The sequence below is a fragment of the Roseovarius sp. B08 genome, from assembly GCF_051417955.1.
Classification (GTDB): domain Bacteria; phylum Pseudomonadota; class Alphaproteobacteria; order Rhodobacterales; family Rhodobacteraceae; genus Roseovarius.
Genome location: NZ_JBPRLW010000001.1, coordinates 2,291,418 through 2,305,454, shown reverse-complemented (window position 1 = coordinate 2,305,454; position 14,037 = coordinate 2,291,418). Strand labels below are relative to the sequence as shown.

The 14,037-nt window shown below is 64.4% G+C and carries 12 protein-coding genes; 4 read left to right on the top strand and 8 right to left on the bottom strand.

What is annotated here, in order from left to right:
- Positions 1–175: 175 nt before the first annotated feature.
- Positions 176–2,905: a DNA gyrase subunit A gene (gene gyrA / locus ACSQ76_RS11635; RefSeq protein ID WP_437158194.1), complete on the bottom strand. Its 2,730-nt coding sequence runs from the start codon at positions 2,903–2,905 to the stop codon at positions 176–178.
- A gap of 232 nt (positions 2,906–3,137) precedes the next feature.
- Between gyrA and ACSQ76_RS11630 the strand changes: the two genes are divergently transcribed.
- Together ACSQ76_RS11630 and ACSQ76_RS11625 are read left to right on the top strand one after the other, a co-directional pair.
- On the top strand, positions 3,138–3,419 hold the full coding sequence (locus ACSQ76_RS11630) for an usg protein (protein ID WP_306129869.1): 282 nt from the start codon (positions 3,138–3,140) through the stop codon (positions 3,417–3,419).
- Positions 3,420–3,583: 164 nt separating this feature from the next.
- Entirely contained in the window at positions 3,584–4,045 is a 462-nt protein-coding gene (locus tag ACSQ76_RS11625) for a BrnA antitoxin family protein (RefSeq protein WP_437156694.1), read from the top strand.
- A 36-nt stretch (positions 4,046–4,081) separates the two neighbouring features.
- Here the strand turns inward: ACSQ76_RS11625 and ACSQ76_RS11620 are convergent, their stop codons facing one another.
- From ACSQ76_RS11620 to hemB, 3 genes are all read right to left on the bottom strand, one after another.
- The gene (locus ACSQ76_RS11620) at positions 4,082–4,537 is read right to left on the bottom strand and encodes a hypothetical protein (RefSeq protein WP_437156693.1); all 456 of its coding nucleotides are present in this window, start codon (positions 4,535–4,537) and stop codon (positions 4,082–4,084) included.
- A 92-nt stretch (positions 4,538–4,629) separates the two neighbouring features.
- Positions 4,630–5,190, bottom strand: coding sequence for a YSC84-related protein (locus ACSQ76_RS11615; RefSeq protein ID WP_306129866.1), 561 nt, complete (start codon positions 5,188–5,190; stop codon positions 4,630–4,632).
- Positions 5,191–5,326: 136 nt separating this feature from the next.
- Positions 5,327–6,325: a porphobilinogen synthase gene (hemB, locus tag ACSQ76_RS11610; protein ID WP_437156692.1), complete on the bottom strand. Its 999-nt coding sequence runs from the start codon at positions 6,323–6,325 to the stop codon at positions 5,327–5,329.
- A gap of 140 nt (positions 6,326–6,465) precedes the next feature.
- On the opposite strand from hemB, the gene ACSQ76_RS11605 reads away from it, so the two are divergent.
- A complete protein-coding gene (locus ACSQ76_RS11605; protein ID WP_437158193.1) occupies positions 6,466–6,993 on the top strand; it encodes a component of SufBCD complex in 528 nt (175 codons plus the stop codon).
- 10 nt (positions 6,994–7,003) lie between these two features.
- Positions 7,004–10,450 (top strand): transcription-repair coupling factor, encoded by a 3,447-nt coding sequence (gene mfd, locus ACSQ76_RS11600; RefSeq protein ID WP_437156691.1) that lies wholly within the window; start codon positions 7,004–7,006, stop codon positions 10,448–10,450.
- 11 nt (positions 10,451–10,461) lie between these two features.
- On the opposite strand, the gene ACSQ76_RS11595 is transcribed toward mfd, so the two are convergent.
- From ACSQ76_RS11595 to ACSQ76_RS11580, 4 genes are all read right to left on the bottom strand, one after another.
- Positions 10,462–11,637, bottom strand: a complete 1,176-nt coding sequence (locus ACSQ76_RS11595; RefSeq protein WP_437156690.1) for a DUF2254 domain-containing protein — start codon at positions 11,635–11,637, stop codon at positions 10,462–10,464.
- Between the two features lie 214 nt (positions 11,638–11,851).
- On the bottom strand, positions 11,852–12,826 hold the full coding sequence (locus ACSQ76_RS11590) for a quinone oxidoreductase family protein (RefSeq protein WP_437156689.1): 975 nt from the start codon (positions 12,824–12,826) through the stop codon (positions 11,852–11,854).
- Between the two features lie 117 nt (positions 12,827–12,943).
- Positions 12,944–13,207, bottom strand: coding sequence for a hypothetical protein (locus tag ACSQ76_RS11585; RefSeq protein WP_437156688.1), 264 nt, complete (start codon positions 13,205–13,207; stop codon positions 12,944–12,946).
- A 6-nt stretch (positions 13,208–13,213) separates the two neighbouring features.
- Complete coding sequence (locus ACSQ76_RS11580) at positions 13,214–13,867, bottom strand: alpha/beta hydrolase (protein WP_306129860.1); 654 nt, start codon at positions 13,865–13,867, stop codon at positions 13,214–13,216.
- Between the last annotated feature and the right edge of the window lie 170 nt (positions 13,868–14,037).

Here is a 14,037-nt window from a genome sequence, read left to right as displayed (position 1 = left end):
GCCTGAGCGTCTTTCTTGAGGCCTGCGCGTACCGTGACACCAAAATCTTACCAAATGGTTCTCGCCCGCGTACGGTCGGGCAAGGGTAACGCCCCCGAAGATGTTTTCGACGTCGTTCTCCGATCATGTCGAGGCGCAGAAATCCGAGAACTTTCTTGACGGCATATCGGAAAGATCAGGTCGCCTCCTGATCCTCCGCCTTGTCCTCCACCGTCTCGGCGTCCAGCAACTCCTCGTCTCCGGTCTCGGCGATCCACGCCACGCTCACGACCTTTTCGCCCTTACCGGTGTTGAACACCTTCACCCCGCCCGCGCTGCGCGACCGGAAAGAGATACCGTCGACCGGCACCCGGATCGACTGCCCGCGCGATGTGGCCAGCATGATCTGGTCTTCCAACTCGACAGGAAAGGACGCCACCAGCGCACCGCCGCGCATGGCCTTGTCCATCGCCTGCACGCCCATCCCGCCGCGACCGCGCACCGGGTAATCATGGCTTGAACTCAGCTTGCCGGCGCCCTGTTCGGTGATCGTCAGGATCAGGTTTTCCGCGGCTTGCATTTCCTCGAACCGTTCGGGGGGCAGGGGGGCGTCGGCATTGCCCTCGTCCTCGCCCGCACCCTCGTCATCCGCACCCGCCATCTGTCGACGCATCTTGAGATACGCGGCCCGCTCGTCCGGGCTGGCCTCGAAATGGCGGATGATCGACATCGAGACAAGCTGGTCGCCGTTCTGAAGCCTGATCCCCCGCACGCCGGTGGAATCGCGCCCCTTGAAGACGCGTACATCGGTGGTCCGGAACCGGATCGCCCGGCCCGAGTCGGTAACGAGCATCACGTCGTCGTCCTCGGAACAGATGCGCACGTTGACCAGCCGCGTGTCTTCGTCCGGCAGCTTCATCGCGATCTTGCCGTTCGATTTGACGTTGGTGAAGTCGCTCAACGCGTTGCGCCGCACGTCCCCGGCCGAGGTGGCAAAGAAAATCTGAAGGTTGTCCCACTCCTCCTCCGGCACATCGACCGGCATGATTGCCGCGATGCTGACACCCGTGGGAATGGGAAGGATATTGACGATCGCCTTGCCCTTCGATGTGCGTCCGCCCAAAGGCAGGCGCCAGGTCTTGAGCTTGTAGACCATCCCGTCGGTAGTGAAGAACAAAAGCTGGGTATGCGTGTTGGCCACGAACAGCGTGGTCACCACATCCTCTTCCTTGGTCTGCATGCCCGACAGACCCTTGCCGCCGCGCTTTTGCGCACGGAAATCGGCAAGTGCTGTGCGCTTGATATAGCCGCCGGATGTGACCGTCACGACCATGTCTTCGCGCTCGATCAGATCCTCGTCTTCCATGTCCCCGGACCAGTCGACGATCTCTGTTCGGCGGGGGACGGCAAATTGGTCCTTAACCTCCTGCAATTCGTCAGAGATGATCTGCATGATGCGCTCGCGACTGGCGAGGATGGCGAGATATTCCTTGATCTTGCCGGCCAGCTCCTGCAGCTCGTCCGTGACCTCTTTCACGCCCAGTTGCGTCAGGCGTTGCAGGCGCAGCTCCAGGATCGCGCGGGCCTGGGTTTCGGAAAGGTTGTAGGTGCCGTCGTCGTTGGCCTTGTGCGTCGGGTCGTCGATCAGCGCGATGTATTCAAGGATATCGCCCGCGGGCCAGCGCCGGGTCATCAGCTTTTCGCGCGCCTCGGCGGCGTCGGCGGAGGCGCGGATGGTCGCCACGACCTCATCGACGTTGCTGACCGCGACGGCGAGTCCGCACAGGACATGGCTGCGTTCGCGGGCCTTGCGCAGGTCATAGGCGGTGCGCCGCGCCACCACGTCCTCGCGGAACGAGATGAAGGCGCTGAGGAAGCCGTAGAGGGTCAACTGCTCGGGCCGTCCGCCATTCAGCGCCAGCATGTTGCAGCCGAAATGGGTCTGCATCGGGGTAAAGCGGAACAGCTGGTTCAGGACCACCTCGGCGGTCGCGTCGCGCTTCAGCTCGACCACCACGCGCACGCCGTGCCGGTCGGATTCGTCCTGCACGTGGGTGATGCCCTCGATGCGTTTCTCGCGCACGGTCTCGGCGATCTTTTCGATCATCGCCGACTTGTTCACCTGATAGGGAATCTCTTCGATAATAATGGCATAGCGGTCTTTCCTGACCTCCTCGATCCGGGTCTTGGCCCGCACGATCACGCTGCCGCGGCCCTCGATATAGGCCTTGCGCGCGCCCGAGCGGCCCAGCATGATGCCGCCCGTGGGAAAATCCGGTCCGGGTATGTACTCGATCAGTTGTTCGGAACTCAAATCGGGGTTTTCGATCAGGGCCAGCGTGGCGTCTATGACCTCGCCCAGGTTGTGCGGCGGGATGTTGGTGGCCATGCCGACGGCGATGCCGCCTGCGCCGTTGACCAGCATGTTGGGAAACCGCGCGGGAAGGACCGTGGGCTCGCTGTCCTTGCCGTCGTAGTTGTCCTGGAAATCGACGGTTTCCTTTTCGATATCCGCCAGCAGCGCGCCCGCCGGCTTGTCCATGCGGACCTCGGTGTAGCGCATGGCGGCGGGGTTGTCGCCGTCCATCGAACCGAAGTTGCCTTGACCGTCAAGTAGCGGTAAAGACATGGAAAAATCCTGCGCCATGCGCACAAGCGCGTCGTAGATCGCGCTGTCGCCGTGGGGGTGGTATTTACCCATGACATCGCCCACCGGGCGGGCGGATTTGCGGTAGGCCTTGTCATGCGAGTTGCCGGATTCGTGCATGGCGTAAAGGATGCGCCGGTGCACGGGTTTCAGGCCGTCGCGCAGGTCGGGAATGGCGCGGCTGACGATCACCGACATGGCGTAGTCCAGATAGGACGTCTTCATCTCGTCGATGATCGAGACCGACGGACCGTCATAGGCAGGGCGCTCGGGCGGCATTTCGTCTTCGTTTTCAGGGGTTTCCGGCGTGTCGTTCACGTGCTGTCCCGTCCTGTCGCAATTGTTCTATATCTTGTTGCGGAAACTATACCAGAGGCAGGATATGGGGTGCAATGCCTCGCGCCCCACACCTTTGGCAGCCAGCCGGGCAGGGTGATAACATACTGTTTTTATTGAAAACTAATAATTTCGTGCCACACTCTGAATCATAACAAAAAAGAGTGGTGCCGACATGGAAAACACGACGGAGCTATCTGAAACCGAGCTGATGCTGAAAGGCTATGGCCTGACGACCGCGGAATTCTACTATCACATGCCGGATTATGCGCATGTTATCAATACCTTCGTCTGGCAGGACTACGATATCGCGCCTGATCATCCCAAGCTTTTCAAGTTCATCGAGTTCTGGCAGGACGAGATCGAAGGGCCGCTGCATTCGGTGCAGTTCATCCACCGGAAAATGATCAGTCCCGGCGAGTGGCGGCAGGTCACAGGCGAATTCTATCTGAACTGAGCACGGTCGGTTAACCGATCGGTGCAACCGGCCGAAATCCCGGGGGTGACACGCGTGCACCCCGCGTGCACCCCCGTGCACCGCGCGGTGCCGGCAAACCGCGTTAACTTTCGGGCGGCAGGATGAGCGCATTCCGACCGTCATCCGATCGAAAGGACGCCCCGATGCGCCGCAGGCCGCCCGAGCAGAAATCCCGTGCCGCGTTGATGGACGAACTGCGGCAAATGCAGGAATCGCTGACCGAGCATTGGCTGGACCGATCCCTGCCCGAGGAGTGGCAGGGGCTGGAAAGCCGCGAGCCGATCCCGCGCCCCAAGACGCGGGTCACCATCCGGCTGGACAGCGACATGGTGAAATGGTTCCGCCGGCTTGGCCCCGGCTATGGCGCACGCATGAACCGGGTGCTGCGGCTTTACTGGCTGGCCCTGATCGAGGGGCGGGTCTATGCGCATTGGGACGAGAACGGCGCCGGGCCGCAATTTGCCGAGTACCTGGACCGGCAGATGGAGATCCTGCAGGAACAGCGCGCCCGACGCATGGGCGAGGGGGCGGAGAACCGCGACGAGGAAGACGACGACAATCCCCGGGCCGGGATCAGGTTCGATTTCGGCGACGGCGCGGACTGACACGCCGCGCCAGCGCCGGGACCGCCTGCGACCGGCTCAGTAGGGCGGGCAGCTGGAGGGCGGCGGGGGCATGTCGGGCAGGGCGCAGCCGCAATGGGATTTCAGCAGGGTGAAGCGTTTGCTGCGCAAGCCCATGCGCTGGAGCTGGCGATGCACGTGGCCCAGCCGGGGGCGCGCGCCGGTCGAGAGTTCGCGGTCCATCACCATCCGGCCTTCGAAATGTTTCTGGAAGGCCGTGTCGCCGGCACCGTCCGGAAGATGCCCCAGGGCCACGGCCTGTCGCTTGCTGCAATCGACCAGCACGTAGGTGGGTTCATAGCCTTGAGCGTCGGGATCGATCTGCGAGAACAGGACGGTGCTGCCGTTGGCGTGTTCGAGGGTGGCACGCTGCCCGTTCGAGACCTCGCAGACCGGCATGGGCAGGACGCAGGCGGTGGCATGGGCGGCAGAGCAGAGGGTGAAAAGGGCGGCAACTGCGGCGGTACGGGACATCGGGGGACCTCATTGCAAAAGGGCGCGTGAGGGGGTCACGCGCCCTTGTATGTCGGTTGACGTGCCCGAGGGGTTCAAACCCCGCGGGTCCCTCAGGGAATGATGCGCGTATACTTGGTGCCTTCCAGCGACGCGCCCACCAGCGCGCCGGCCTGGCCGAAGATCACCGCAAGCACCGGGGTGCTGGCCGTGGTCGTGTCGGCGCGCAGGTTCTCGCCCTTGTCCGAGAACACGTATTCGATATCCGCGCCCGCGACCCAGCCCGACGCGCGGCGGAACCCGGCCAGCGAGTCCTGGGTCATGAAGAACAGCACGTGGGCGAATTGCTGCGCCCCGATCTGGAGCCCGACGCTGCCCTTGGTGGCGGAATAGTAGTCGACCGTGGCACCACCCACGCGCAGGGCGCCGCGGCCGTAGCCGCCGCCGACGATGAAGCCGCCCTCGGTGATCAGCGGCATGACAAGCTGACCCACCGACTTGGCCGCGATGTCGCGGGTCTGGGGGTAGGTGGTGAAAAGGTAATTGAGCGTCGCGTTGACGCGGGCGTCGATCTTTTGCGAGCCTACGCTGCCCACCCCGTTGGCACATGCAGCCAGAAAGGGGGATGCGGCCAGGGCGCCGAGCGTGAAGCTTCGCCGGGAAAGGTTTTTCATGATACTGCCTGTTCGTTGCCTGATCCGTTGCCGGTCTTTTGATTTTGCCGGTCTATGGCCACACTATAGGGGGAAGGCAAGCGGTGTCACCACAGTTTGTGGTGTCCGGACGGATAAGCGGGAAGTTGCGCGGGTCTCAGCCCTGCAACATCCGCGCCACGGCGGGGGCGAAATAGGTCAGGATGCCGTCGCAACCGGCCCGTTTGAACGCCATCAGGCTTTCGACCATCGCGCGGTCGTGGTCGATCCACCCGTTCTGCGCGGCGGCCTGGATCATCGCGTACTCGCCCGACACCTGGTAGGCGTAGGTGGGCGCGCCGAATGCGTCCTTCACCCGGCGGCAGATATCCAGATAGGGCATGCCGGGCTTGACCATGACCATGTCGGCGCCCTCGGTCAGGTCGCGGGCGACGCAGCGCAGCGCCTCGTCGGAATTGGCCGGGTCCATCTGGTAGGTCTTCTTGTCGCCCTTGAGCGCGCCGGAGGCGCCGACCGCGTCGCGGAAGGGGCCGTAGAAGGCGCTGGCGTACTTGGCGGCATAGCTGAGCAGGAGGGTGTTCTTGTGGCCTTCGGCCTCGAGCGCGGCGCGCAGCGCGCCGATGCGGCCGTCCATCATGTCCGAGGGGCCGATGATGTCGACGCCCGCCTCGGCCTGGCTGAGGGCCTGTTTCACCAGTGCCTCGATGGTTTCGTCGTTGAGGATCTCGCCGTCGACAACAAAGCCGTCATGGCCGGTGTCGGAATAGGGGTCGAGCGCCACGTCGGTCATGATCGCGATGTCGGGCACCGCGTCCTTGATCGCGCGGGTGGCGCGGTTGGAAAGGTTTTCGGGGTTCCACGCCTCGGCGCAATCCGAGGTGCGGTTCTCGGCCGACGTGAAGGGGAAGAGGCAGATCGCGGGGATGCCAAGGGCGTGCGCCTCGCGGGCGGCCTCGACCACGCGGTCGACGCTGCGGCGCATGACGCCGGGCATGGAGGGCACGGGCTCTTCCTGGCCTGTCCCGTCGCGCACGAAGACCGGCCAGATGAGATCGGCCGGGGTCAGCGTGTTCTGCGCCACGAGCGACCGGATCGCCGGGGTGGCGCGGGTGCGGCGCAGGCGCGTGACGGGGAAGGGACCGTGGGTGGGACGCATTCTTGCCATCCTATTTCTTGACCGCCCTCTGAGTGGCATGGAAATTGTGCCATCTCAAGGGTAGGAATTGGCGCAGAGCGGCGCTATGAGGTGCCCGGGTGGAGCGCGGGCAAGCGCAGGGGCAGTACGAGGCACGGGCATTGGACCTGATCGAGACGATTTTCGAGCTGATCGACATGCGCAGCTTCAGCAACCTGTGGTTCTGGATCGTGCTGGCCGTGCTGTGGTCGTCGACCAGCCACTGGGTGCTGGGCGTGCCGTGGGACATGGTGCAGCGGGCCAGGAGGGGAGATGAGCAAGGTGTGGAGGACCTGCACGACATGGTGCGGATCAACTGCAACCGCATCCTGTACATCGCGCAGGAAACCGGGCTTTTGCTGGCCGGGTTCGGGTGCTTCGTGCTGACCACGCTGTGTCTTCTGGGGTTCGTCTATGGCAACGAGTTCAGCCAGGCGCTGTTCCTGCTGGGCTTTCCGATGACGCTGGTGGCGCTTCTGGCGACCTTTACGGCGCATCGCATCATCCGCGACGGGCTGACGGGCGAGGCGCTTTACAAGCGGATGCATCATCACCGGATCGTGACGCAGATGGTCGGCGTGCTGTCGATCCTGGTGACCGCGATGTGGGGCATGCTGGTCAACATGTCGACCAGCGTGCTGGGCATCTGAGGGGCTGCGCATGGCAGGTGGCACACGCATCGCGGTTGGTGGCGCGCCCGAGGGCTTTGACGCGCGGCTGATCCTGGACGAGGCCGCGCGCGCGGACGGTCCGGTGATCCATGTCGCGCGGGACGACAAGCGGATGGCGGCGATGGAGGAGGCGCTGCGCTTTTTCGCGCCCGAGATGCCGGTGATCCGCTTTCCCGGCTGGGATTGCCTGCCCTATGACCGGGTGTCGCCCAATGCCGACATTTCCGCCACGCGGATGGCGACGCTGGCCGGGCTGGTGCATGGCGGGCCGTCGCGGTTCATCCTGCTGACCACGCTGAATGCGGCGACGCAGCGCGTGCCCGCGCGCGACGTGCTGCGCGAGGCGGCGTTCTCGGCGCAGGTGGATTACCAGATCGACGAGGAAGCGTTGAAATCCTTCCTCGTGCGGATGGGCTTTACCCAGGCGCCCACGGTGATGGAGCCGGGCGATTATGCGGTGCGCGGGGGGATCATCGACATCTATCCGCCGGGCGAGAGCGGCCCGGTGCGGCTGGACCTCTTTGGCGATGTGCTGGACGGCGTGCGGCGGTTCGATCCGGCGACGCAGCGCACCACCGAAAAGCTGGACCGGATCGAGCTGGCGCCAGTCAGCGAGGTGATCCTGGACGATGCCGCGATTACGCGGTTCCGGCAGAATTACCGCATCGAGTTCGGCGCGGCGGGCAGTGACGACCCGCTTTACGAGGCCGTGAGCGCGGGGCGCAAGCAGGCCGGGATGGAGCATTGGCTGCCGCTCTTTCACGAGAGGCTGGAGACGCTGTTCGACTATATCCCCGGCGCACCCGTCAGTCTGGATGACCAGGTCGAGGCGGCGCGCGAGGCGCGGTGGGTGTCCATCGCCGACCAGTACGAGGCCCGCAAGCACGCCATGACCCAAAAGGGCCGCGAGGACAGCGTCTACAAGCCCATCGCGCCCGATCTTCTGTATCTGGATAACGATGCCTGGGGGGCCGCGTTGGGGGACCGTCGCGTGCTGGCCCTGTCGCCGCTGCCACAGGCGCCGGGGCCGGGGGTGATCGACGCGGGCGGGCGGATCGGACGCAATTTCGCACCCGAGCGTCAACAGGAAAAGATCAACCTTTTCAGCGTCCTGAAGGACCATGTTGACGCGCGCATGGCCGAGGGGCCGGTGCTGGTCGCGTCCTATTCCGAGGGTGCGCGGGAGCGGCTGGAAGGTCTGCTGGAAGACGAGGGCCTGCTGGGCGCGGTGACGGTGAAAAACGCCGGGGCCATTGGCAAGCGCGGGCTGCATCTGGCGGTCTGGGGGCTGGAGCACGGGTTTACCGCGCCCGGCCTGACGGTGATCGCCGAGCAGGATATCCTAGGCGACCGGCTGATCCGGTCCCCCAAGAAACGCCGGCGGGCCGAGAATTTCCTGACCGAGGCGCAGAGCCTGTCGCCCGGCGACCTGGTGGTGCATGTCGATCACGGGATCGGGCGCTACAAGGGGCTGGAAGTGGTCACGGCGGCGGGCGCGGCCCATGAATGCCTGCTGCTGGAATATGCCGAACAATCAAAACTTTACCTGCCGGTCGAGAACATCGAACTGCTGAGCCGCTATGGCCATGAAGAGGGCCTGCTGGACCGGCTGGGCGGCGGCGCGTGGCAGGCCAAGAAGGCCAAGCTGAAGGAACGCATCCGCGAGATGGCCGACCGCCTGATCCGGATTGCCGCCGAACGCGCGCTGCGCAAGGCGCCGGTGCTGGAGCCCGAGCACCACGCGTGGGAGGCGTTTTCGGCCCGGTTCCCGTATCAGGAGACGGACGACCAGCTGCGCGCGATCGAGGACGTGGTGGCGGACCTTGACAGCGGCACGCCGATGGACCGGCTGATCTGCGGCGACGTGGGCTTTGGCAAGACCGAAGTGGCGATGCGGGCCGCGTTCATCGCGGCCATGTCCGGCATGCAGGTGGCGGTGATCGCGCCGACGACCCTGCTGGCGCGGCAGCACTACCAGAGCTTTGCCGAGCGGTTCCGGGGTTTCCCCGTGACGGTGGCGCCCTTGTCGCGCTTCGTGCCCGCGAGCCAGGCCACCAGGACCCGCGCGGGGCTGGCGGACGGCACGGTGGATATCGTGGTGGGCACGCATGCCCTGCTGGCCAAGAACATCCGGTTCAAGAACCTTGGCCTGCTGGTGATCGACGAGGAACAGCGGTTCGGCGTGACGCACAAGGAACGGCTGAAATCCCTGCGCTCGGAAGTGCATGTGCTGACCCTGACAGCGACGCCGATCCCCCGGACACTTCAACTTTCGCTCTCAGGTGTCCGGGATCTCAGCATAATCGGCACGCCGCCCATCGACCGGCTGTCGATCCGCACTTACGTGAGCGAGTTCGACACGGTGACGATCCGCGAGGCACTGCTGCGCGAGCATTACCGGGGCGGACAGAGCTTCTACGTGGTGCCGCGGATCAGCGACATTGCCGAGATCGAGGCGTTCCTGCGCGAACAGGTGCCCGAGGTCAGTTTCGTGGTGGCGCATGGGCAGATGGCGGCGAAGGAACTGGATGAGCGCATGAACGCGTTCTACGACGGCAAGTACGACGTGCTGCTCGCCACGACGATTGTCGAGTCGGGGCTGGATATTCCGACGGCCAACACGATGGTGGTGCACCGCGCCGACATGTTCGGGCTCTCGCAGCTTTACCAGATCCGGGGGCGCGTGGGGCGCGCGAAGACGCGGGCCTATGCCTATCTGACGACCAAGCCCCGGATGCGCCTGACGCCTGCGGCCGAAAAGCGGTTGCGGGTGCTGGGCAGTCTGGATCAACTGGGCGCGGGGTTCACGCTGGCGTCTCAGGATCTGGACATTCGCGGGGCGGGGAACCTCTTGGGCGAGGAACAGTCGGGCCAGATGCGCGACGTGGGGTACGAGTTGTACCAGTCGATGCTGGAAGAGGCGATTGCCAAGATCAAGTCGGGCCAGTTGGAGGGGCTGTCAGAGGCGGACGAGCAATGGGCGCCGCAGATCAATCTGGGGGTGCCGGTGCTGATCCCCGAGGAGTATGTGCCGGACCTGGACGTGCGCTTGGGATTGTACCGTCGTCTCAGTGGCTTGACGACCAAAGTTGAACTGGAAGGCTTTGCCGCCGAGTTGATCGACCGGTTCGGCAAACTGCCCCGCGAGGTGAACACGCTGATGCTGGTGGTGCGGATCAAGGCGATGTGTAAGCGCGCCGGGATCGCGAAGCTGGATGGCGGGCCGCGCGGCGCGACGATCCAGTTCCACAACGACAAGTTCTCCAACCCGCAGGGGCTGGTGGAATTCATCAAGGATCAGAAGGGGCTGGCCAAGGTCAAGGACAACAAGATCGTGGTCAGGCGCAGCTGGAAGTCCGACGCCGACAAGATCAAGGGGGCCTTTGCCATTGCCCGCGATCTGGCGGAGAAGGTGAAGGAAGGCAAGACGGGCTGAGCGCGCGGCGCTTACTCGGACCGCTCCAGTTCGGCGACCAGCTTGTGGTAGTGCGCCTTGGTCAGCTCGTCGGTGTCGGTGTAGGGTTTCGAGGCCAGAAAACTGCGCCGGAAGAGCATGTCATACGTGATGCGCGGCCCGAGGGCGTGCTTGCCTGCACCGGTCTTGCCCAGCCCCTCGCCGTGGTGTTGCGCGGCGTCGAGGGCATTCTTCATCCAGTTGAGGCAATTGATCGCGGTGAAGGGATCGTTGACGCCGGGGGAGAGGGCCCGCGCCAGAACCTCGACCAGTTCGTCGACCAGAAACAGCACGTTCTGATGCTCGGTCTTGCTGGTGCCGAGCGCGTAGCAGTCGCGCAATTCCGCGATGTCCTCATCCGACAGCGCCGCGCGTGACCAGACCGACATGACCGGGGTGAATGTGCTGACGAAATCGCCCGGCTGCTGGTCGATCCGCAGGGTCCGGTCGTCTCGGTCGGTCAGCTTTTCGACCTGCTGGTAGTTCAGCGTGCGGATATAGCCGGCGGCGTTCAGGGTGATGAGGTGGTCCGGGTCGCGGTCGGGGCAGGGGACCGCGCCGCGCGGGCCTCGCGCGTCCTCGACGTCGATGACGGCCTTGATCTCGGTCTCCAGTCGCAGGCCCAGCTCGGCGGTGATGTTGCTCACGTTGATCGTTTCGGGGACGTGATGCACGAAATAGATCATGGTGAAGACCGCGATCAGACAGCCGAGCATCGCCAGCAGCATCGAGTATTGCGGCACGAAGGCCTCGATCCCGCCGCTTTCAGAGGGGTCCTGCACGGAGCGCAGGATCAAGAGGGCATAGACGAAGGTGGCGATCAGGATGCCGAGGCTGATCTGGTTGCCCCGGTTGCGCATGAAGTTCCCGATGAGGCGCGGGCCGTAATTCCCGGCGGCAAAGGACACCGCGACCATGGTCATGGAAAACATGACCCCGGTGACCCCGATCACCGAGGTGGCGATGGTCGACAGCGTGCTGCGCGCGCCGTCGACCTGCGTGTCGATCAGGCTTTCGGGAAGCTGATAGGGCAGAATCTCGGCGTTGCGATCGAGCCATTCCGACGCATAGGCCAGAAGGATCGCGAACAACACCAAGTTTGCCGGAATGAACCAGTAGCTGGCGCGTATGTCCTGCGCCAGTTTGAGCAAGAGCGCCCGTTTGTTCATTCAGTTCTTTCCCAGAGTGCAGACCCCGGGACCTGCGTCAGGCGAGGCCGATGAAGGACAGGATGGCAACGACGATGACGATAAGGCCGACGATATAGATGATGTTGTTCATGGGTCTTCTACTCCGGTTTGCCGGGCGGGCACGATTGTCGTGCCCGCTGTGGCGTGCAGACCGTCAACTGCGCCGCGCCGGAAAAAGTTCCCGGGCAGGTGATCAAAGCGTCAGGATGGTCGACCCGGTGGTTTCGCGGGCCTCGAGCGCGCGGTGCGCCTCGGCGATATCCTCGAGCTTCCAGGTCTGGCCGATATTGACCTTCACGTCGCCTGACTGGACCTTGGAGAAGAGGTGCCTGGCCATCTCCTGGCAGCGTTCGTGATCGGCCAGGAACGTGAACAGCGTCGTGCGTGTGAGCTTCAGCGAGCCTTTCTGCGCCAGGGTCAGCAGGCTGACCGGCTCGACCGGGCCGGAGGCGTTGCCGAAGGACATCATCATGCCCAGGGGCTTCAGGCAGTCGAGCGAGCGGTCGAACGTGTCCTTGCCGACGCCGTCCATCACCGCGTCGACGCCCTTGTCGTCTGTCAGTTTCCTGACCTCGGTGACGAAATCCTCGGTCCGGTAGTTGATGCAGGCGGTGGCGCCGTTCTCGACCGCCATCTTGCATTTCTCGTCCGTCCCGGCGGTGCCGATCAGTGTGATCCCCTCGGACCGTGCCCACTGGCAGGCCAGAAGGCCCACGCCACCGGCGGCGGCGTGAAACAGCACCGTGTCGCCCTTTTGCAGCGGCCAGACCCGGTGAAAGAGATATTCCACCGTCATGCCCTGAAGCATGATCGAGGCGGCATCCTCGAACGGGATGTCGTCGGGCAGGGGGCAGACCTGTGCTGCGGGCATGACGCGGGCCTCGCAATAGGCGCCGGGCGGGGTGGCGGCGTAGGCGGCGTGCTGGCCCACCTGCAGATGCGTGACACCTTCGCCCACGGCCTCGACGATGCCCGCGGCCTCCATCCCCAGGGCATGGGGCAACTCCAGCGGGTAAAGGCCGGTGCGCTGGTAGACGTCGATGAAGTTCAGCCCGCAGGCCACATGGGCGATGCGCACCTCGCCGGGGCCCGGCTCTCCCACGTCACGGTCGACGAGCTTGAGGTTGTCCGGCCCGCCGAACTCTTCGATGATGATGGTGCGTGCCATGTCTGGTCTCTCCCTGCTTTGTGTCTTCCGACGTGGCCTTTCCGGCCTGCGCCGCACGTGTCTTGACGGGCAACTGGGCCGGTCGGCCCGGAACGCCCGTGCGCATTGCAATCGCGGTCAGGTTTCCGGCGCGTCCTTGGCCGCGCCGTCGCCGGCCGATTGCTTTTCCTGAAACTTCTTGACCCTGTTCAGCAGATGCGCGCGCGCCGCCATGTTGGCGCGGCGCACCCGCATCGAGGTCAGGAAGGCTTCCTCGGCGGACTGGGACGTGGCGCCGAGGATGCCGACGATCTCGGAGACGACGGAATCGTCGCCCGAGGCGTCCACGTATTTGATGACCTTGAGCGCCAGTTCGTCGGCCAGATCCTCGGTCACGCCCATGGGCCGTTACCTCGTGGTCTCGGTCAGGCGGCGTTTGACGTAATCGGACACCGTGCCGATCATCGTCTCCATGTGCGGCTCCTCGAAGAAGTGGCCCGAGCCTTCGATCTGTTCGTGGGTGATGGTGATGCCCTGCTGTTCATGCAACTTGGATACCAGCGCGTCGGTATCGGCGGGTGGCGCCACGCGGTCGGCGCTGCCGTTGATGATCAGGCCCGAGGACGGGCAGGGCGCCAGGAACGAGAAGTCGTACATGTTGGCCGGCGGCGAGACCGAGACGAAGCCGGTGATCTCGGGACGGCGCATAAGGAGCTGCATCCCGATCCACGCGCCGAAGGAAAAGCCCGCGACCCAGCAATGTTTCGAGTTGGCGTTCATCGACTGCAGGTAATCCAGCGCCGAGGCGGCATCGGAAAGCTCGCCCACGCCCTGGTCATACTCGCCCTGGCTGCGGCCCACGCCGCGGAAATTGAAGCGCAGGACGGTGAAGCCCATCTTGTGGAACGCGTAGTGCAGGTTGTAGACCACCTTGTTGTTCATCGTGCCCCCGAACTGCGGATGCGGGTGCAGGATGATGGCAATCGGCGCGTCGCGCTCTCGTTGCGGGTGGTAGCGGCCTTCCAGGCGGCCCTCGGGGCCGGGAAAGATGACCTCGGGCATGCGTGTCCCCTTGCATTTCGGTGCGGCTCAATTCTTGACGGAATTGATCAAGCACCTTAGAACTATTCTAAACGACCGAATGGATTCTGCGGCTTCACGCGAGATAGGGGTTGATCGGGCAAGGTCAATCATTTCCCCGCCAGCCAAGCCCCTGAATCGACCGCTATTCC